Raw genomic sequence first — 19,687 nt, 5'->3', positions numbered from 1 at the left:
GCAATGAAAAAAGTATTGATCGCAAACCGTGGAGAAATCGCGGTACGCATTATTCGAGCATGTAAAGAATTAGATATTCAATCTGTTGCTGTATATTCAGATGCAGATCGTGAAGCACTTCATGTACAACTTGCGGACGAGGCATACTGTATCGGTTCTAAATTTTCTAGTGATAGTTATTTGAAAATTGATAGAATTCTAACAGTGGCAGAAAAAACAGGTTGTGATGGTATTCACCCTGGATACGGTTTCCTTGCAGAGAACGCTAGCTTTGCAGAAGCTTGTGAAGATGCTGGCATTACTTTTATCGGACCGACTTCTGATGCGATTAAAATTATGGGTATTAAAGATATCGCAAAAGACACAATGATTGCAGCAGGCGTTCCAACAGTTCCAGGTTCAAAAGGTCTTGTAGCAGATGAACATGAAGCTGTAGAAGTGGCAAAAGAAATCGGATACCCAGTTATTATTAAAGCTACTGCCGGTGGTGGTGGTAAAGGGATCCGCGTTGCACGTGATGAAGAGGATTTGATCAAAGGCGTTCAAATTACTCAAAAAGAAGCAGCAGCGGCTTTTGGTAATCCAGGCGTATACTTAGAGAAATTCATCGAAGATTTCCGTCACTGTGAAATTCAAGTGTTAGCTGATAGCTATGGTCATACTATCCATTTAGGTGAACGTGACTGTACAGTTCAACGTCGTATGCAAAAACTTGTAGAAGAAGCTCCATCTCCAGCACTATCTGAAGAACGCCGTACTGAAATGGGTGACGCAGCTGTTAAAGCAGCAATTGCTTGTGGTTATCGTGGTGCTGGTACTGTTGAGTTTATCTATGACTATAAAGAGGATAAATTCTACTTCATGGAAATGAACACACGTATCCAAGTAGAACACCCAGTAACAGAAGCCATCACAGGTATTGACCTAGTTCGTGAACAGTTGAAAATTGCATCTGGTGAAAAATTGGTGTATAAACAAGAAGATGTGAAAGTAAATGGTTGGGCGATTGAATGTCGTATCAATGCAGAAAATCCATCTAAAAACTTTATGCCATCTCCAGGTAAAGTTGAAAGTTATTTAGCTCCTGGTGGTATTGGTGTGCGTATTGATTCAGCGATGTACCCAGGCTATGCAATTCCGCCATATTATGATTCAATGGTAGCGAAATTAATTGTACATGCTGATACTCGTGAAGAAGCAATCGCTAAAATGAAACGCGCTTTAGGTGAATTTATTGTTGAAGGACCTGGCATTCATACAACAATTCCTTTCCATGAAAAATTAATGGATCATGAAGTATTTAAATCAGGGAAATTCAATACAAAATTCCTTGAAGAAAATGACGTTATGAATTCATAACACGAGAAAGGGGCGAACTCTATGGCTGATAAAGTCGTACAATCTCTACCACAAAATACTCCTTCTGGTAAGGATAAATTAGGTAAGATTGAGGTTGCACCTGAAGTCATTGAAGTTATTGCGGGAATTGCTACAACTGAAGTGGAAGGTGTCTCTAAAACTAGAGGTAATTTTGCTACAGGTGTTGTAGAAAAATTCGGTAAAAAAGTTCATGGTAAAGGGATAAAAACAGAATGGACTGAAGAAGGCTTAATCGTAGATGTCTATTGCTTCGTGCAATATGGTGTATCTGTCGCGAAAGTAGCAAAGCAAGTTCAAACTCAAATCCGAGAAGCAATTGCTAATATGACATCTCACACTACAAAAGAAGTGAATGTACATATTACAGGAATTCAATTTGACCAATTGAACGACGCAAAAACTGAATAATTTTTCTTATGAGCGTAGAAGAATGTATTTGTTACTTACAGATACATTCTAAGGCGTATCTATAGGGTGTCTTGAAAGTGTAAAATCACTTTCAAGACACCCTTTTTATTTTTCAGAAGTGCTCCTTTACTCTTGATTTAGTTACAAAAAGAACATCCTTTGAATCTCTAATCGTGAGAAGTAAAATGTTGAGAACGCAAGTACAATTCAAAAAGTTTTTAGTGCTTTCCACAATGTCTACATCCGATACATCAAAAATCGCTTTAAATAATAAATACTTGAACATACGAATTGGTGGAATCGCATTGCGTCCATTAACTAAACAGTATTCTGTTTTAAGTTCTTCTAGAATAAATGAAAAATCGACGAGTTCATTGATTTAGCGAATTCGGCACAATTTTATCGTACAATGCTATAAATGGGCTTAAGTTTAGGATTCTTGATTTGAAATCATGAGACACTACCTGTAGTTAGTTCCATTAGTTCCTTTAATTATAACGGAAATCAAAGGATATACATGCTAATCAGACATTTTCAGTCTCCTACACATTTGCTAGGTTCTTTTTCTTAGCAAAACAATGCTTCTGCAATGCTACGCTGCTCGTCCGAGAAAAATGGTTCAAAAGAGTTTTTGTATAATTTTTTTCTGATTTTTCAAAAGATGCAAGAATCCATGCGATGATATTTATTTTGTGATAAAATAAATCTAAATGTAAACAAATGAAATACTTCACATAATGGGTCACTTGTGCCGTTCTTTGCTATTTTATAACATTTAACAGTCCACAGTGTACCGATGTAGTAGTATAAAGGAGCACAAACAATAATGAAGCGACGAGAAGCGCGCGAAAAAGCGTTACAAACACTTTTTCAACTAGAAAATACAGAGTTAACAATTCAAGAAGCAATGGTGCACGTGATGGAAGAACAAACAAATGATTTCTATGAAAAATTAGTTTCAGGTACTGTTCAACATCAACCAGAAATTGATGCTGCATTAGCAGGGAAATTAGAAAATTGGTCATTCGATCGTTTAGCTAAAATTGAAAGAACAATTTTGCGCTTAGCGGCTTATGAATTGATGTATACACCAGAAATACCAAAAAGTGTTGTATTAAACGAGGCAATTGAGCTAAGTAAAACTTTCGGTGACGAAAAATCAAGTAAATTTGTCAACGGTGTATTATCAAAATTTGCATAATAGATAAAAAAAGCTGAATTTGGGAGTGTTAACAAGATGTCAGGCAAACTAATTAACGGTAAAGAAATTGGCAATACGATTCGACAATCCATTCAACAAGAAGTGAATGCTTTAAAAGAACAAGGTATTACTCCAGGTCTAGCAGTTATTTTAGTAGGTGACGACCCCGCTTCACATACCTATGTTTCAAACAAACAAAAATCATGTGAACAAATGGGCATTTACTCAGAGCTAATTAAGTTATCTGCAGAAGTCACAGAAGAAACATTGTTACAACATATTGAGCAATTAAACACTAACCCATCAATTGATGGGATTTTAGTTCAATTACCACTTCCAAAGCATATCGATGAACAAAAAGTAATCGCAGCGATCTCTCCAGACAAAGATGTCGATGGCTTCCATCCAATAAGTGTCGGTAAAATGTTATTAAAACAACCAACATTCTTACCTTGTACTCCATATGGCGTGATGAAACTTCTAGAACATGCTAATGTAGATATTGCAGGGAAACACGCTGTTGTGATTGGTCGAAGTCATATTGTGGGTGTTCCTATGGGACAACTACTATTACAAAAAGATGCTACAGTTACATATTGTCACTCAAAAACTCCCGATTTAAAAGCTATTACAACTCAAGCTGATATTTTAGTTGTAGCAACAGGGCGTGCAAAAATGATTGGTGCAGATCATGTAAAAGAGGGCGCTGTTGTAATCGACGTTGGCATGGACCGAGATGAAAATGGCAAACTTTGCGGAGATGTAGATTTCGATGCAGTCATCGAAAAAGTTTCAGCAATTACACCTGTACCAGGTGGCGTTGGTCCTATGACAATTACAATGCTATTATTTAATACATTGCAATCTGCTAAAAAAAAGTTATCATAAGACAAATCAACGTAAAACAGGTAAAATAGTAACGTCAAGGGCTGTTTTTCTAGCGAAAGACAGCTCTTTTACTTGGATGATGAAGTGGTCGATCGAAGGAAAATAGCCTAAATACACCGTAGCTTGAAACGTGAAGCTAATTACTTAACAAATCGCTACATAGCATACGCTAACAAAGCGAATAGATAAGGAGTTTGAGGTTTTGACAAGCACACCTTATTTAACAGTCCAAGCTTTAACAAAATATATCAAAAAGAAATTTGACGTAGATCCTCATTTACGTAATGTTTACGTAAAAGGAGAACTCTCTAATGTCAAACACCATATAGGTTCAGGCCATATCTATTTCACATTGAAAGATGAAAAAACACAGATTAAGGCAGTAATGTTTGCTACACATGCAAAACAATTGAAGTTTAAACCTGAGAGCGGAATGAAAGTGCTTATAAAAGGTGATGTTAATGTGTATGAAGGTGGCGGACAATATCAACTTTATGCTCAAACAATGGATCCAGATGGTCTTGGTAGTTTATATTTAGCCTTTGAACAGTTGAAAGAAAAACTTGAAAAAGAAGGTTTTTTTTCTGATTTATATAAAAAACCAATTCCAACTTTCCCAAGAAAGGTTGCTGTCGTAACAGCCACAACTGGTGCTGCAATTCGGGATATTTGTACGACCATCAAACAGCATTATAAATTAACTGATATTGTGATATTCCCCGCGCTTGTACAAGGGGAGCATGCTGCCAAAAGTATTGTAAAGGCGATTGAACAGGCGAATAATACGCCTGGTATTGATACATTAATCGTTGCACGTGGTGGCGGTTCTATAGAGGATTTATGGGCTTTTAACGAAGAAATTGTTGCCCGGGCAATATTTGAAAGTGATCTGCCAATAATAAGTGGTGTAGGTCATGAAACAGATACGACAATTGCTGATTTGGTAGCAGATGTACGAGCTGCCACGCCAACTGCAGCTGCAAAACGAGCAGTACCTAGCAGCGAGGATTTGGCCAAATATTTGCTTACAAGAAGAGCTCAATTATTCCAGTTAACTCAAGCAAGAATCAAACACGAGAAAGCAAAATTAGAGCGCTTACAGAAATCCTATCCACTAGCCTATCCTGATCGATTATTTCGACCTTTTATCGAGCATGTTTCGAGAATAGACGAACAATTACAACAAAGTATCGTGAACTATATAAAAAATCAAAAACTTTTAGTTAATCAAATGGATCATCGTCTGCAAATTCGTTCACCAATTCAACAGATTCGCTATGAAAAAAAGCGAGTAGAGAATAATGAGAAATTATTGAAAATAGCGGTCTTACAAATGATCAATCAAAAAAAAGAAGAATTTCGTTCCGTTATTCGAACACTAGAAGCATTAAATCCATTATCTATTATGACACGTGGATATAGCCTTACTTATCACAATGGACAAGTACTAAAATCAATCCAGGATATTAAGGAAAAAGATGAGGTAGAATTTCATCTACATGACGGCAAAGCAACTGCAACCATTACATCTATTACAATGGAAAATAAAGGAGTATAAGAGATGACTGGTAAAAAACAAACATTTGCGACATCGATTAATGATCTTGAAGAAATAGTACATCAACTAGAACAAGGTGAAGTTCCGTTAGAAGATGCTATTGAACTGTACAAAAAAGGAATGAAATTATCTCAGTTTTGCCATGAACAATTGACTAAAGCTGAAGAACAACTAGTTTCCGTTATGGATGAAAACGGAAATGAACAGCCGTTTGAACCAGCAGGAGAAGAGGGAAAAAAGTAAATGACGCAACAATTGAAAGCATTTATGAATGAGAACATTCCTGTCGTTGAACAACGTATGAATGATCTTGTGAAAGAGATTACAGCACCAGAAATATTAAAAGAAGCAATGCTTTACTCCTTAAACGCAGGTGGTAAAAGAGTTCGCCCGCTATTTGTATTAGCTGTTATGGATCATTTCAATGTAAAAGATGATGCAGCTTACACTGTAGGTGCTGTCATTGAAATGATTCATACCTATTCATTGATCCATGATGATCTGCCAAGTATGGATAATGACGATTATCGCCGTGGTAAATTGACGAACCATAAAGTATATGGTGATGCATTTGCGACACTAGCTGGTGATGCACTCAATACGATTGCATTTGGTATTTTAGCTCGAATGGAACAAGTTGACGCCGAAAAACGTTTAGAACTTATAGATAAGCTAAGTGTTGCAGCGGGTGCTGAAGGTATGGTAGGAGGACAAATCCTAGATATCGAAGGTGAAACAAAGCAATTGACATTAGAAGAACTTGAAAACGTTCATGTCAATAAAACAGGTGCTATATTACGATTTAGTATTGAATCTGGAGCTATTTTAGCTGGTGCCTCAAAAGAAGAAAAGGCTATTTTGGTTGAATATGCAAATCATATTGGTCTATGCTTCCAGATACAAGATGACATCCTTGATATAGTAGGAACTACAGAACAATTAGGTAAAACAGCAGGAAAAGATGTTGCAAGTGATAAGAGCACTTACCCTGCACTTTTAACATTAGATGGTGCAAAAGAAAAACTTCATACACATTATAATTTGGCTATTGAAGCATTGGGAAAATTGCCATCTGAAAGTAATTTATTGAAAGAGTTTGCTGAATATATTGTTCATCGTAACAAATAACAGCCCATTTAATTTTGTGCAATTGATTATCACTGTTATAATGGTAAAAAACATTGTGCGATGAATCTATAATGAAAAGGTGTGTGATGGCGATGGATTTAAACAGTATATCTAGTCCATCCTTTTTGAAAGAATTAAATACGAAACAGCTCAGAGATCTGAGCTATGATATTCGAAAGTTTTTAATTGAAAAATGCTCAAAAACAGGTGGGCATATAGGTCCGAACCTAGGGGTTGTTGAGCTAACAATTGCACTTCATCGTGCTTTTAATAGTCCTAAAGATAAATTTCTTTTTGATGTTGGACATCAAGCCTACGTCCATAAAATTTTAACTGGTCGTGCATCAGAATTTGATACACTCCGTCAATATAAAGGTTTATGTGGTTTCCCTAAACGTAATGAAAGTGATCATGATGTTTGGGAAACAGGCCACAGTTCCACATCACTCTCTGCAGCTATGGGCATGGCAGCTGCACGCGATGTAAAAGGTGAACACAACTATATCGTTCCAATTATTGGTGATGGTGCTTTAACAGGTGGTATGGCTCTAGAAGCACTAAATCATATTGGGCATGAAAAAAAGAATATGATTGTTATTTTAAATGACAACGAAATGTCTATCGCACCGAATGTTGGAGCTATGCATAATATTTTAGGTCGCCTTCGCACAGCGAACCAATATAACAAAGCAAAAGACGATTTAGAAGGTTTATTGAAGAAAATTCCAGCAGTTGGTGGAAAATTAGCTTCTACAGCTGAACGAGTAAAAGATAGCTTAAAATATTTACTTGTATCAGGTGTGTTCTTTGAAGAATTAGGTTTCACATATCTTGGACCGATTGATGGTCATAATTTTGAAACACTCGAAGCAACATTACAAAATGCAAAAAAAATGCAAGGTCCCGTTATTATTCATGTTGTCACGAAAAAAGGTAAAGGCTATTTACCAGCTGAAACTGATACAATCGGTACTTGGCATGGAACAGGTCCTTATAAAATAGAAACAGGAGACTTTGTGAAATCAAGCACGACTGCACCAGGATGGTCTAAATTGATTGCAGATACAGTTACAAGAATTGCTCGTGTAGATGAACGTGTTGTAACAATCACACCAGCAATGCCAGTTGGATCGAAACTGGAAGGTTTTGCAAAAGAATTTCCAAATCGTTTCTTTGATGTTGGTATTGCAGAACAACATGCAGCGACCATGGCAGCTGGAATGGCTGAAGCTGGAACGAAACCGTTTTTAGCGATTTACTCTACATTCTTACAACGTGCTTATGATCAAATGTTACATGATATTTGTCGTCAAAATCTAAATGTCTTTATCGGAATTGATCGTGCAGGACTAGTTGGAGCCGATGGAGAAACCCACCAAGGTGTCTTTGATATTGCATTTTTACGACATATGCCGAATATTGTGATTATGATGCCAAAAGATGAAAATGAAGGACAACATATGGTGAAAACGGCATTAGATTATAATGACGGTCCAATTGCACTTCGTTATCCTAGAGGTAATGGTTTAGGTGTGCCTATGGATGAAGAATTACACGATATCCCAATTGGCTCATGGGAAGTGCTAAGAGATGGAAAAGATGCAGCAATCGTGACATTTGGAACAACCATACCTCTAGCAGAAGACGCAGCCAATATACTTGCAGCTAAAGGGATTAAAGTTGAAATTATCAATGCACGTTTCATCAAACCAATGGATGAGAATATGCTTCACCGATTAATGCAAAGCGGAAAACCAATATTAACAATTGAAGAAGCTATGCTTGAAGGTGGATTTGGTAGTGCTGTATTAGAATTTGCTAATGATCATAACTACTCTACAGACATAATCGATCGCATAGGTATTCCAGATGTCTTCGTAGAACATGGTAGTGTCGATTTATTGCTTCGCGATTTGCATATTACAGACGAGGAAGCAGTAAAACGTATCGAAGAATTAGTAACCAAAAATTCGAATAAGCAAGCAGGTTTAAAAGCATAATGACAACAAAAATACCAAAAGAACGCGTTGATATATTATTAGTTCAACGTGGCTTATGCGAAACACGTGAAAAAGCAAAACGTACGATTATGGCAGGACTTGTGTTCTCAAAAGAAGTTCGTATCGATAAGGCGGGGGAAAAAATCCCCGTCGATTGCGAATTGACAATTAAAGGACATCAATTACCATATGTTAGTCGTGGCGGTTTAAAATTAGAAAAAGCATTGAAACTATTCGATGTTGATGTAAAAGATAAATTAATGCTAGATATTGGATCATCAACAGGCGGCTTTACAGATTGTGCATTACAAAACGGTGCAAAACATTGCTATGCATTAGATGTTGGCTCCAATCAGTTAGCATGGAAAATTCGTTCTGATGAACGTGTAACAGTAATGGAGAAAACAAACTTCCGTTATGTAACAGCTCCTGATTTAATTGAAGGTCTTCCGAATTTCGCAACAATTGATGTATCCTTTATTTCTTTAGAATTGATCCTCCCAGTATTGAAAACACTTCTATTACCTGGAGGAGATGTGGTAGCTCTTGTAAAACCACAATTCGAAGCAGGAAAAGAAAAAGTAGGAAAAAAAGGAGTCGTCCGTGAGGCGAAAACTCATTTAGAAGTATTAGATAAAATCGCAACTTTTTCTAAATCAATTGGTTTTGTTGTAAAAGATGCTTCCTACTCACCAATAACAGGTGGAGAGGGAAATATTGAGTTTCTATTTCATCTATATAATCCAAAGCCAGGAGAAGAAATTGAATCCTATACGGATTTTACTTCCTTAGTTAAAGAAGCACATCAACAACTGAAATAACGCGGTCCTAGCTTTGTCGGACCGTGTTTTTTCTTGTTAAAATAAAGAAAAAATGTTACGTTATTTATGAATGAGCATAATTATGCATAGAGGTGAAAACAATTGAATAAAAGCCAACGACATATTAGAATTCGTGATATGATTGCAAATAATGAAATTGAAACGCAAGATGATTTAGTCGATTTGTTAAAAGAAGCAGGATATCAAGTAACCCAAGCAACTATTTCTCGTGATATTAAAGAACTGCATCTTATTAAAGTACCATTACAAGATGGACGATATAAATATAGCTTACCAGCTGACCAACGCTTCAATCCAATCCAGAAACTACATCGTGCATTAGCAGATGCATTCATATCAATCGATGGAACAAGCCATATGTTAGTCATGAAAACATTACCAGGTAATGCACATGCTATTGGTTCTTTACTCGATCATTTGGATTGGGAGGAAATTTTAGGCACAATTTGTGGTGACGACACTATTCTCATTATTTGTCGTGCCGAGACAGAGCGAGATGCGATCAAAAATCGGTTAATTGAAATGCTGTAAGCTTATAAAGACGGGGTGAAATAGTCTTGTTAAAAGAGCTATCTATCAAAAATTTTGCAATTATAGAAGAGCTAACTGTTGATTTCCAAGAAGGACTAACAGTGTTAACAGGGGAAACGGGTGCAGGTAAATCCATTATTATCGATGCTGTTCAGTTATTAGCGGGTGGACGTGGTTCTCAAGAATTTATTAGACATGGTGCGAAAAAGGCTGAATTAGAAGGCCTTTTTACAGTGGCACAGGACAGCCATCTAGCGTATGAAAAATGTGCGGATGCAGGTATCGATATTGAAGAAGGAATGATTATCTTACGTCGCGATTTAAACGATAACGGTAAAAGCGTATGTCGCATAAATGGAAAACTTGTCCCGTTGTCCTTACTACGTGAAATCGGTGCGACTTTAATCGATATTCACGGGCAACATGAGAGCCAAGAATTGATGGATGATAAGCAACATATATCATTGCTCGATCAATTTGCAGGAGATGAAATAGAGCCTGTAAAAGCACGCTATTTAAATCGGTACGATGAATATAAATCATTGAAAAAAGAACTTGCAGCTATTTCCGTAAACGAACAACAAGTTGCTCAAAAAATTGACCTTTATCAATTTCAAATTAAAGAAATTGACGCTTGTAAATTCCAGCCAAGCGAGGAAGAAGATTTGACTGAAGAACGTCGTCGATTAATGAATTTCAACAAAATTTTTGAATGTTCGAATTCAGCTCATGAAGCAATCTTAGGTGAGTCAAAAGGACTTGATTGGATTGGACGAGCTATGGCGGATTTAGAAGATGTTGCGACAGTAGATGAAAGCTTTAAAGAGTATTCTGATGCAGTATCGAATGCCTTTTATAATCTACAAGAAGCTGCATTTGGTGTAAAAAATATTTTAGATGATCTTGAATTCGACCCAGAACGATTAAATGAAGTAGAGCACCGTTTAGCACTTATTCAATCTATGAAACGCAAATACGGACCAACTTTACAGGAAATTTTAGAATACCGCGAAAAAATTGGTGAAGAATTAGAATCCTTATTAAATCGTGATGAAAATATTCAAAAAAATGAACAACAATTAATTGAACTTCGAAAAAAACTTCAAGCTACAGCGAATGAATTAACAGTAATTCGTAAAAAAGTAGGCAATAAACTATCTAATGCTATTATGCAACAATTACGCGAATTGTATATGGAAAAAGCGGAATTTAGCGTTCATTTTGAATCATTACAAGAAGAACAATTTGATCATAATGGTTTGGACAGAATCGTATTTTATATTGCCACGAATGTTGGAGAGCCACCGAAACCACTTACGAAAATTGCGTCAGGTGGAGAACTTTCTCGTGTTATGCTTGCTTTGAAAACAATTTTCTCAACAACAAATGGTATTACATCAATCATTTTCGATGAAGTAGATACGGGCGTTAGTGGAAGAGTTGCTCAAGCAATTGCAGAAAAAATTGCCGCAATTTCGGTACATTCTCAAGTTTTATGTATTTCCCATTTGCCTCAAGTTGCAGCAATGGCAGATCATCATTATCATATCCAAAAACAAGAGGATACAAATCGAACTTTTACATCTTTAACTGAAATTTTTGGTAATGATCGAATCGATGAAATCAGTCGTATCATGTCCGGAGCGGAAGTAACTGAATTGACATTCCAACATGCTAAAGAATTGATTGAAATTGCTGATGAACGGAAAAAAGCAATGATTTAAATAAATGCAGAAGTGAAAATTAAATCCTAAATTTTAAGCATCTTACAAATATTTGTGAGATGCTTTTTTATACGTTCAAAGTGTAGACAAATATTTACCTTTCATAACTATTCAAATAGAAGCCATGATAAGTGAAAAGGAGGTGACATATGCAAAATGCGAAGCGCTCTTTTCTGAGCTTATTTATTTTATTTGTCGTTTTTGGATCCTGGACAACGATTGCAAGTGCAGCGAAAAAGGTTATCCCGATGGGAGACTCAATTGGTGTGGAATTGCAATTAACGGACATTACAGTTTCAAATGATGTGTTATTACAAAATGGAAGTTGGTTAAAAAGAGGAGATATTGTTGAAATGGTCAATGATACTTCCGTAAAAAAACTCGAAAACATTCATGAAATCGTTAAAACATCCAATAAAGACTCCATAACTTTAACCATTAACAGAGATGAAAAAGATAAAAAATTGGATGTAAAAAGAGAAGAAATGACATCCGTTATGAATTTTCTTCGCGATGAAACAGATGGAATAGGTACACTTACCTTCTTAGATCCTGATACCAAGCAATATGGTGCATTAGGACACCAAATCATCGATCAAATTTTACAAAAACCACCTCAATTCAATCAAGGCGCAATTTTTTACGCAAGGATTGAACATATTAAGAAAAGTATTCCTGGCGAACCAGGATACAAAATCTCTGCAGTTGAAAATACTCAAGGTCAAATCGGAAGCATAGTGTCTAATAGTGTATATGGAATTTTTGGAAAATGGCAAAAACCTATACAACCAGCTTTGCCAGAAGCAATTGAAATTATGCAACCTTCCGAAATCAAAAAAGGACCTGCTAAATTATTAACGACTATATCAGGAAAAAAAGTGGAGTCATTTGATGTTACGATAACAAAAGTGAATGAGAAAAACTTCCAAATTGAAATAACAGACCCCGTATTAAAAGAAAAAACAGGCGGCATTTTACAAGGAATGAGTGGTAGTCCTATTATACAAAACGGGCACTTCGCAGGGGCAGTAACTCATATGTTTATCGAAAGTCCAGAAAAAGGAGCTGCGTTACCAATTACTGAAATGCTCCAAAATCAACCCGCTTAATATGTAAATCCACCCATTTCGGGTGGATTTTCTCTAATTTATAAAGAAAATAGCTAAAGCATCATATTTTTTCGGATAAATATTTGTTACAATTAGGATAAGAAAACAGCAGGTATGAAATATACATAATTTTGTCGAAATCAAGAAAATATCTATTCCAACATACTCATTTTCAAAAAAATTGAAGGGCTAACCCTGAAGTTGTCGAATAAACCATTTTGTATCAAAAGCGTGTCTACATTCAGAGTATACTCAGATTTTGATCTTATTTTAGGAAGAACTAAGGAGGAACATTAATGGAGAAAGTAAAAGTTGCAATCGTGGATGATAATAGTGAATTAGTTAAAATGATGGAAGAATATCTTTCAAATCAATCTGAAATCGAAGTGATTAACACAGCAACAAATGGCAAACAATGTTTGAAAATGCTGGAAGACCAAATTCCAGATGTCCTATTATTGGACATTATTATGCCACATCTAGATGGACTAGCTGTTCTTGAAACAATGCATGAAAATCCACAATATAACAACGTTCAAGTAATTATGTTAACAGCTTTCGGTCAAGAAGATGTGATGAAGCAAGCTGTTGAATTAGGTGCTTCTTACTTCATGCTAAAGCCATTTGAATTTGATCGATTAGCGACGAAAATTCTACAATGTGCTGGTAAACGAGTTGAAAAACAAAAACGTGTCAGCATTTTACAAGGTTCTAAACCGCAAAAATTAGATCAACGTCAACTTGATGCCACAATTACAGCTATTATTAAAGAAATTGGTGTTCCTGCGCACATTAAAGGATATGCATACCTCCGTGAGGCGATTCAAATGGTCTATCTTGACGTAGAATTGCTTGGTTCGATCACAAAGGTGTTATATCCAGACATTGCGAAAAAATTCGATACAACGCCTTCTAGAGTGGAACGTGCGATTCGCCATGCTATCGAAGTCGCATGGAATCGTGGAAACTATGAATCTATTTCCAAAATGTTTGGCTATACAGTACACCATTTAAAATCAAAACCTACAAACTCTGAATTCATCGCAATGATTGCTGATAAAATTCGTATTGAGATGGTAGCGGTTTAAAGTGGTTTAAAATGTTGAAAACCTTGAAATATAAAGGATAATAGTGAATTGCAATTATCTGTAAAATGAAATTATATAATAATAAATTACTTTTTGAACTTATAACTAATTAAATATAATTGTGTTATATAGTACATTTCCATTTATTGAGTTTACAAATAAATTCAATAAATGGAGGTGTGCTTTTTTGTGTTCAATTGAAAATAATATTACGGAAATTGAGTTACAACTTGAACAATTCTTGTTTCCCAATGAACCTGATAAGATTACCAAACTTCTCAAAACTATCTGAGAAACTCGTTTTATCTGTTGGTTAGAAATTGATAAGCATTCAGCATTTGATAACAACTAGAACAAATGCTTATTTCCGCTTGCCAAAAATCCAAATGCCTAGAAGTGCCTAATAAGGAGGAGTCAATTTTATAATGCGTGAAATGCTTTTAGAGATTGAAATATTTAGAAATTGGGCTAAAACAGTAAATAAATCCTTTGCTGAATGGGAAACTGAATTTCTTCATTGGGAGAGAATATATCACTTTGTTAATGAGCTACTAGATCCTGTTAAAAAATGGAATGCAACCTTCTAAATGAATTTTTGTATTTTTTAGCGAGAGACAACGAATGTGAAATCATTATTGGATTTTTGATAGACAATCCAAAACAACTATTACCCATTGCCAAATACTCGATATCTTTTCCAGACAACGATGCAAGGTGGCAAATAGCTTATGGTCTTGGGTCAAATACAGAACAACAGATCATGCTCATACTCCGACATATTACGAATAAAATTTTATCCCTAAACCAAATGGAAAAAGGGTTTAATTAATTAACTAAATTCGACTGCTATAAGTTAAATTTCTTCGTAATTAACGATGCAAGAGGAATAAAATAGTAGGAAGAGAATATAAGTAGGTATTAAAGTATTTGGGGATGAAATGGTGGAATTCAAAAAAGTTAAGAAAATCTTTAGAGTTACAGGCATAAAAGGCAAAGAATCTTTTGCTAATTTTGGTACTGAGGTTCCAAAACTTGCCCAGCAGTTTCTAGCACGTTTAGACGAAATTGATAATCATTCGGATACAGAAATAGCTCTTTTCGAACCTAAAAGGGATGACAACCATTTGGAAGGTCATTATTATGTAGGAGTAATTGTTAAAGAGACTAAGAAAGAAGTTCCAATTGGAATGGATTATATCGAAACTACATTCGACTATGTCACGACTAGAGGGAAAATAAATGATCTCAATAAGCTGCATAACAATTTATTGAAATGGGCAAATGAACAGGGTTATAAAAGAAATCTAGAATCCCATATTGTTGAGACTTATCATCCAATGGAAAATAATGAGGAAGAGGTTGAGATTTATTTACCAATCTATAGTTAAAATCCATTGCTTAAAACCAGGGTCCCAACTTATATTATTTATCTAACGATGCGATTGTTCATTGTACAATAAGAGCAATCGTTTCTTTGCAAAAGGGCAGGTTTATCGAAAAATAGAGATGAAGAAAAAACTGCAAAAGATTAAATTAAGAGGTAAACAATGAAAAAACTAATAGTTACACGTATTTTGGAATATCGAGTAAAGGAGAAATAGACCATAGAGGCTTAGTTGCTTAGTTGCTTATGAAAAGGGTATTATTGATCCAGACGAAATAACAAAAGCACTTGGCATAAAACCCTTTAAATGTTGGAACTAAGGTGATATAAGGAAGAATGGGAATAATAACGCATTTTCATTTATTGAGATTATAGAAATTCAATAAATGGAGGTGCGTTTTTTTTGTCTATTGAGAATGTCGTACTATTATTTGTTAGTATTGTCAGGTGGGTTTTTAAAGGCGTTTTTGTTGCTAAGGAAAGTTGCCAAAATCCTGTTCTAGTATTAAATGTTAAATTAGGAAATGAAAATATCGTGTTTGAATTGAGTATATAAAAGGAATTGGAAATATTTATAGTATAATATATCTATAAAAGAAATGGATTAATTCAATCGCATTTTAAAAAAGGTCTTTGGATTAGGAGATAGCGTATTGAGTATATTAAAGATGATATGTTTGGTTGTAGTTTGCAATTGAAATATTATTCGGAAATTATTAAGAATGGAAGGAGCTGTAGTGAATGATTCTATTTGAATTTTGTAGAGTATTGATTATACTTTTTCTATTTTTTGCTATTTTCTACTATCCCATAAATAAGATGTATCATTTAATCGGAATTGAAACGGATCATTACTTATTAGTCGTTACATTTGCGTTGCTTCTTATCATCTTTGTGATTTATAGTAATAAATTCCAATTTACTGGATTTTATACAAAAGGAAGTAAGAAGTTACCGAATAAAGTAACATGGGCTATACTTTCAATCGCCTTTTTATTATTAGTGATTCCAATCATTATTCATTTTTTATAGTGTTTTTGAAAAAGGGTTTTGGTGTGGACTAGGGGTATATTTGCCTTCTTTGGTAACTTTGTATATTCAGCTTATATGAGAAAAAACCTAGTTGATGTGGCACTAATAGAATTTATTTATTTTCTTGATTTTTGAAGCTATTATCTATCCAAATGGCAAAGTGCCAAGTCTAGTGTTTTACTATATTAACATAGTGAAATCGTTTGAAAGAGTAAGTTGCCCTTAACGACTTTTTATCAATATTAATCAACAATTAACCAGTTTTTATTTCAATTGTTAGTATAATATATTTTACAAAACCATTTTTTTTATATAGAATAATTTGTAAAAGAATGGCTCTGTTGGAACTAAAAATAGTAAGTGATTAATTGTTGAATGAATAAAAAATAATTAGTTTTTTATAAGGGAAATTAAAATAATTCCAAAATATTACGATGATATAATACACAGACACAATGGGGAGGATGGAGTTTTTTTGCAAATTTATGAGAACGATTACATAGTATTAACAGAAGACCAATCAATTGTGTATATCGAAGTGAAAAAAGAGGGTTTTTCTTTAAAGGACTTTGATACAATTTTACAAAAATATAAAAGAATCAAATTAGCAAGCTTTGCTGTACTAAGAACTGCTTTGAGTTTAGGCTCAGATGAACGTGTGGAAATTGGTAGCTGGTTACCACCAATTGAGATTGAGATTTCGAAAGATTGTATGAAAGCTACAATGTATATCAACGAGGATCCTTCAACTATTTTTCATGATGAAGAAAGCATGAATCGTCAAATAAAAGAAGTCGCAGAAAATGCAGGGATTCAATTTGGAATTTATTCAGTATCCTTCGAAACGGCAATGTCAGAAAAATCAATAATTATAGCTGCGGGTTTACCAGCGAAAAAAGGTGAAGATGCGAAAATTACTTATATTAAAATTCCTGAAAAAAAGCCTCAAATTTTAGAAGATGGGCGTGCAGATTACTTAGATATGAATTTTATTTATGAGATTGAAAAGGATGCTTGGTTAGGAGAGAAAATACCTGCACAACCTGGAATACCTGGGAAAAATGTATTAGGAGAAGAGATCCCTGCCATAGACGGTGAGGACATTCCATTAAATTTTGAAGTTGCTTCCGTTTATGAACAAGAAGAAGATGGCAAAACGGTGATTAGAGCGATTGATAGTGGCGTAATTGATTATTCTAATGGAACTTTTTCGATACAAAAACATCTTCTTGTAAAAAAGGATGTTGGTTTAGAAACAGGTAATTTAACATTTGATGGTTCAATTACAATAAAAGGAAGTATATTGCCAGGTTATTCAGTTGTGGCAACGGGAGATATTCAAATAGAAGGCCAAGAAGGGGTTACTGGCCCTAAACTGATTGAATCAACTAGTGGAGATGTGTATATTCGTGGAGGTATTTTCGGGAATGGTGAGACAGTAGTACGTGCTTGCGGGAATATTTATGTAAAACATGCGAATGACAGTACATTGAAAGCTTTAAAGGATATCTTTATTGGCTCATATGCAATGGGTTCAGATATTAAAGCGCAAAATATCTATGTAAATGAGCAGCAAGGCAAAATAATAGGTGGTCGCGCAGAAGCAACGCATTCTATTCATTCAGCTATGTCTGGAAATCGATTAGAAAGAAAAACAGAACTCATCATCATGATACCAGATCGAATAGAGAGTGCGAAATTAATCAAAGAAAGAAGAGAGAAAATAATAAAATTGGAAGAAGAAATTGCTGACTTAGATGAAAAAGTATTTTCACTTAAGCCTTTGTTAGAGCATATGAACGAAGCACAACGAAAAACATATGATGATATTATAGAAAAAATCAACGAAAAAGAATCAGAATTTAAGCGTCTTGAAGTTGAGGTGAATGAAATAGCATATCAAATTAAAACCATGGGAGATGAAATAATTCATATTACAAAAGAAGCGTTCCCAGGAACCTATATTCAGATTGGGAAAAAGTCTACAACGTTGAATCATACAACTTGTGGGAAATTCAAATTGGAGAATGGTGAAATAAATGTCTAGAGCACTTGTATTCGCTCATCGAGGTGCATCCGCAAATGCGATTGAAAATTCTCTTGAAGCTTTTGACCTTGCACTTGAAATGAAAGCTGATGGAATAGAACTTGATATACAAACGACAAAGGATAATATTCCAATCGTCGTACATGATCTAAATCTCAGACGTCTTACCGGAAAGAATGGATTAGTCTCCAGTTTATCTTTAGAGGAAATCAAACGGTTAAGAGTTGGAAAACTATTTGTACGTAGATTAAAAGGACCTAGAATATTAACGCTCGATGAATTATTAGCTTGGCATAAAAATCATTTAGTACCCTTAAATGTGGAGCTAAAGGAATCATTTTTGGAAAATGAAATAGCTTTGAAAATTGCAGTTGAAAAATGTAAGAATATTGATGGATTACATTTTTCGTCATTTCATTCGGAATTACTAGAAAAAGCCAAAAGATTTGCACCAAATATTGAAACGGCATTAATCGCAACGAAGTTTCTCAATTGGGATGAAATAGATCAAATCCCTTATATTGATACAATTCATGCCAATAAATCTCGTTATTATAAAGAAAGATATTTGGATGCGTGTTTGCGCCAAGGAAAGAGATGTCGTTTCTATAATATTAATGGCAACGAAAAATATATTGCTTCTCCACATAAAGCAGTGATTGGATGGATTACAGATTATCCGCAAATTGTTCGTGAAGCACAAAAAACGGACGGCAATTTCTAAAATGTGTTTTTAGTCAATTGTTGATGTGAGAAGAAGGGGCAGGAGAACGGATATATTTATTTATTCGAATCAATTTCATAATTCAAAATTCATATGAAATATACGAATGTTTAATGATACCCAATTTTGTTCATTGTAGAGCGAAAGACAGCGATTCCTCGAAAATGCATTCGCATTTCCTTCGTGAGAAGCTAATTCAGTGAAGTTCATTCAGAGTCCTACGGGAAAAGCTTAAGCTGAAAGCCCCGCAGGAAGAAATTCTTTTGTTAAAAAGAATTTCTTGCGACGAAGCTAGCGAAGCGATGCAGGTGTGGATTGGTTTCTTATGGTAAAGGTAATAGATTATGCAGCAAATGGTCCATTTAATGGAATAAGGGCAGTTAGAGGTTAATCTGGGGAAACATCAGGTTAGCACATGGGGGCCACTGATTGGCTTTGGCTCCAAGTTGATATTATGGGCAACGAGCGTTGTAATTTTATCCATGGGTAGAAAGTTACTTGGGATGGCACAGAATGAATAATATTTCCAAACGGGTGCTTTTCTTGCATAAGGAAGCACCTATTCTCTATTTAACGTGGATTTGTTTTTCGTAGATCCCTTAATCCACCTTATCGAGAAGTCGGGCAAATACACCCAATATGG

The 19,687-nt window shown here is 35.0% G+C and carries 18 protein-coding genes and 1 pseudogene; 18 read left to right on the top strand and 1 reads right to left on the bottom strand.

The annotated features are described in order from the left end of the window. The first annotated feature begins 3 nt into the window (after positions 1-3). Both accC and ACIQ4I_RS09090 read left to right on the top strand, forming a co-directional pair. Entirely contained in the window at positions 4-1,359 is a 1,356-nt protein-coding gene (accC, locus tag ACIQ4I_RS09095; protein WP_403095495.1) for an acetyl-CoA carboxylase biotin carboxylase subunit, read from the top strand. 21 nt (positions 1,360-1,380) lie between these two features. After that, positions 1,381-1,788, top strand: a complete 408-nt coding sequence (locus ACIQ4I_RS09090) for an Asp23/Gls24 family envelope stress response protein (protein WP_397539254.1) — start codon at positions 1,381-1,383, stop codon at positions 1,786-1,788. 217 nt (positions 1,789-2,005) lie between these two features. Here the strand turns inward: ACIQ4I_RS09090 and ACIQ4I_RS09085 are convergent. Further along, positions 2,006-2,242 (bottom strand): annotated as a pseudogene (locus ACIQ4I_RS09085) (transposase); the annotation flags it as partial. 372 nt (positions 2,243-2,614) lie between these two features. Between ACIQ4I_RS09085 and nusB the strand changes: the two are divergent. The 16 genes from nusB to ACIQ4I_RS09005 all read left to right on the top strand — a co-directional run bounded on the left by nusB (position 2,615) and on the right by ACIQ4I_RS09005 (position 19,044). Next, entirely contained in the window at positions 2,615-2,989 is a 375-nt protein-coding gene (gene nusB, locus ACIQ4I_RS09080) for a transcription antitermination factor NusB (protein WP_403095492.1), read from the top strand. 36 nt (positions 2,990-3,025) lie between these two features. Continuing rightward, positions 3,026-3,877 (top strand): bifunctional methylenetetrahydrofolate dehydrogenase/methenyltetrahydrofolate cyclohydrolase FolD, encoded by an 852-nt coding sequence (folD, locus tag ACIQ4I_RS09075; RefSeq protein WP_403095489.1) that lies wholly within the window; start codon positions 3,026-3,028, stop codon positions 3,875-3,877. A gap of 202 nt (positions 3,878-4,079) precedes the next feature. Further along, positions 4,080-5,435 (top strand): exodeoxyribonuclease VII large subunit, encoded by a 1,356-nt coding sequence (gene xseA / locus ACIQ4I_RS09070; protein WP_403095486.1) that lies wholly within the window; start codon positions 4,080-4,082, stop codon positions 5,433-5,435. Between the two features lie 3 nt (positions 5,436-5,438). Beyond that, the gene (locus ACIQ4I_RS09065) at positions 5,439-5,678 is read left to right on the top strand and encodes an exodeoxyribonuclease VII small subunit (RefSeq protein WP_397539250.1); all 240 of its coding nucleotides are present in this window, start codon (positions 5,439-5,441) and stop codon (positions 5,676-5,678) included. After that, complete coding sequence (locus ACIQ4I_RS09060) at positions 5,679-6,563, top strand: polyprenyl synthetase family protein (protein WP_403095483.1); 885 nt, start codon at positions 5,679-5,681, stop codon at positions 6,561-6,563. It abuts the gene before it with no gap. Positions 6,564-6,655: 92 nt separating this feature from the next. After that, on the top strand, positions 6,656-8,563 hold the full coding sequence (dxs, locus tag ACIQ4I_RS09055) for a 1-deoxy-D-xylulose-5-phosphate synthase (RefSeq protein ID WP_403095480.1): 1,908 nt from the start codon (positions 6,656-6,658) through the stop codon (positions 8,561-8,563). Further along, positions 8,563-9,384, top strand: coding sequence for a TlyA family RNA methyltransferase (locus ACIQ4I_RS09050; protein ID WP_397539247.1), 822 nt, complete (start codon positions 8,563-8,565; stop codon positions 9,382-9,384). The genes dxs and ACIQ4I_RS09050 overlap by 1 nt, the downstream gene beginning before the upstream one ends. Before the next feature lie 102 nt (positions 9,385-9,486). Further along, positions 9,487-9,936, top strand: a complete 450-nt coding sequence (gene ahrC, locus ACIQ4I_RS09045; RefSeq protein ID WP_403095477.1) for a transcriptional regulator AhrC/ArgR — start codon at positions 9,487-9,489, stop codon at positions 9,934-9,936. A 26-nt stretch (positions 9,937-9,962) separates the two neighbouring features. Further along, positions 9,963-11,660, top strand: coding sequence for a DNA repair protein RecN (recN, locus tag ACIQ4I_RS09040; protein WP_403095474.1), 1,698 nt, complete (start codon positions 9,963-9,965; stop codon positions 11,658-11,660). 149 nt (positions 11,661-11,809) lie between these two features. Beyond that, positions 11,810-12,769, top strand: coding sequence for a SpoIVB peptidase S55 domain-containing protein (locus tag ACIQ4I_RS09035; protein ID WP_403095471.1), 960 nt, complete (start codon positions 11,810-11,812; stop codon positions 12,767-12,769). 296 nt (positions 12,770-13,065) lie between these two features. After that, positions 13,066-13,857 carry a sporulation transcription factor Spo0A gene (spo0A, locus tag ACIQ4I_RS09030; RefSeq protein WP_403095469.1) on the top strand — a complete coding sequence of 264 codons (792 nt, stop codon included), beginning with the start codon at positions 13,066-13,068 and terminating at the stop codon, positions 13,855-13,857. Between the two features lie 425 nt (positions 13,858-14,282). Then, positions 14,283-14,444 (top strand): hypothetical protein, encoded by a 162-nt coding sequence (locus ACIQ4I_RS09025; protein WP_403095466.1) that lies wholly within the window; start codon positions 14,283-14,285, stop codon positions 14,442-14,444. Positions 14,445-14,798: 354 nt separating this feature from the next. Beyond that, a complete protein-coding gene (locus ACIQ4I_RS09020; protein WP_403095463.1) occupies positions 14,799-15,245 on the top strand; it encodes a GyrI-like domain-containing protein in 447 nt (148 codons plus the stop codon). Between the two features lie 737 nt (positions 15,246-15,982). Beyond that, complete coding sequence (locus ACIQ4I_RS09015) at positions 15,983-16,273, top strand: hypothetical protein (protein ID WP_403095460.1); 291 nt, start codon at positions 15,983-15,985, stop codon at positions 16,271-16,273. 475 nt (positions 16,274-16,748) lie between these two features. After that, positions 16,749-18,320 (top strand): flagellar assembly protein A, encoded by a 1,572-nt coding sequence (locus tag ACIQ4I_RS09010; protein WP_403095457.1) that lies wholly within the window; start codon positions 16,749-16,751, stop codon positions 18,318-18,320. After that, positions 18,313-19,044, top strand: a complete 732-nt coding sequence (locus ACIQ4I_RS09005) for a glycerophosphodiester phosphodiesterase (protein WP_403095455.1) — start codon at positions 18,313-18,315, stop codon at positions 19,042-19,044. Before ACIQ4I_RS09010 ends, ACIQ4I_RS09005 begins: the two co-directional genes overlap by 8 nt. Positions 19,045-19,687: the final 643 nt, after the last annotated feature.

This window comes from Rummeliibacillus sp. NPDC094406 (assembly GCF_044763875.1).
Taxonomy (GTDB): Bacteria; Bacillota; Bacilli; order Bacillales_A; family Planococcaceae; genus Rummeliibacillus.
Note: the sequence above shows the minus strand (reverse complement) of the source record. Positions and strands in the feature narration are given on the sequence as shown.

Coding starts and splice junctions, on each gene's coding strand:
- accC (WP_403095495.1), top strand. CDS start 4: ATGAAAAAAGTATTGATCGCAAACCGTGGAGAAATCGCGGTACGCATT.
- ACIQ4I_RS09090 (WP_397539254.1), top strand. CDS start 1,381: ATGGCTGATAAAGTCGTACAATCTCTACCACAAAATACTCCTTCTGGT.
- nusB (WP_403095492.1), top strand. CDS start 2,615: ATGAAGCGACGAGAAGCGCGCGAAAAAGCGTTACAAACACTTTTTCAA.
- folD (WP_403095489.1), top strand. CDS start 3,026: ATGTCAGGCAAACTAATTAACGGTAAAGAAATTGGCAATACGATTCGA.
- ACIQ4I_RS09065 (WP_397539250.1), top strand. CDS start 5,439: ATGACTGGTAAAAAACAAACATTTGCGACATCGATTAATGATCTTGAA.
- ACIQ4I_RS09060 (WP_403095483.1), top strand. CDS start 5,679: ATGACGCAACAATTGAAAGCATTTATGAATGAGAACATTCCTGTCGTT.
- dxs (WP_403095480.1), top strand. CDS start 6,656: ATGGATTTAAACAGTATATCTAGTCCATCCTTTTTGAAAGAATTAAAT.
- ACIQ4I_RS09050 (WP_397539247.1), top strand. CDS start 8,563: ATGACAACAAAAATACCAAAAGAACGCGTTGATATATTATTAGTTCAA.
- ACIQ4I_RS09035 (WP_403095471.1), top strand. CDS start 11,810: ATGCAAAATGCGAAGCGCTCTTTTCTGAGCTTATTTATTTTATTTGTC.
- spo0A (WP_403095469.1), top strand. CDS start 13,066: ATGGAGAAAGTAAAAGTTGCAATCGTGGATGATAATAGTGAATTAGTT.
- ACIQ4I_RS09025 (WP_403095466.1), top strand. CDS start 14,283: ATGCGTGAAATGCTTTTAGAGATTGAAATATTTAGAAATTGGGCTAAA.
- ACIQ4I_RS09015 (WP_403095460.1), top strand. CDS start 15,983: ATGATTCTATTTGAATTTTGTAGAGTATTGATTATACTTTTTCTATTT.
- ACIQ4I_RS09005 (WP_403095455.1), top strand. CDS start 18,313: ATGTCTAGAGCACTTGTATTCGCTCATCGAGGTGCATCCGCAAATGCG.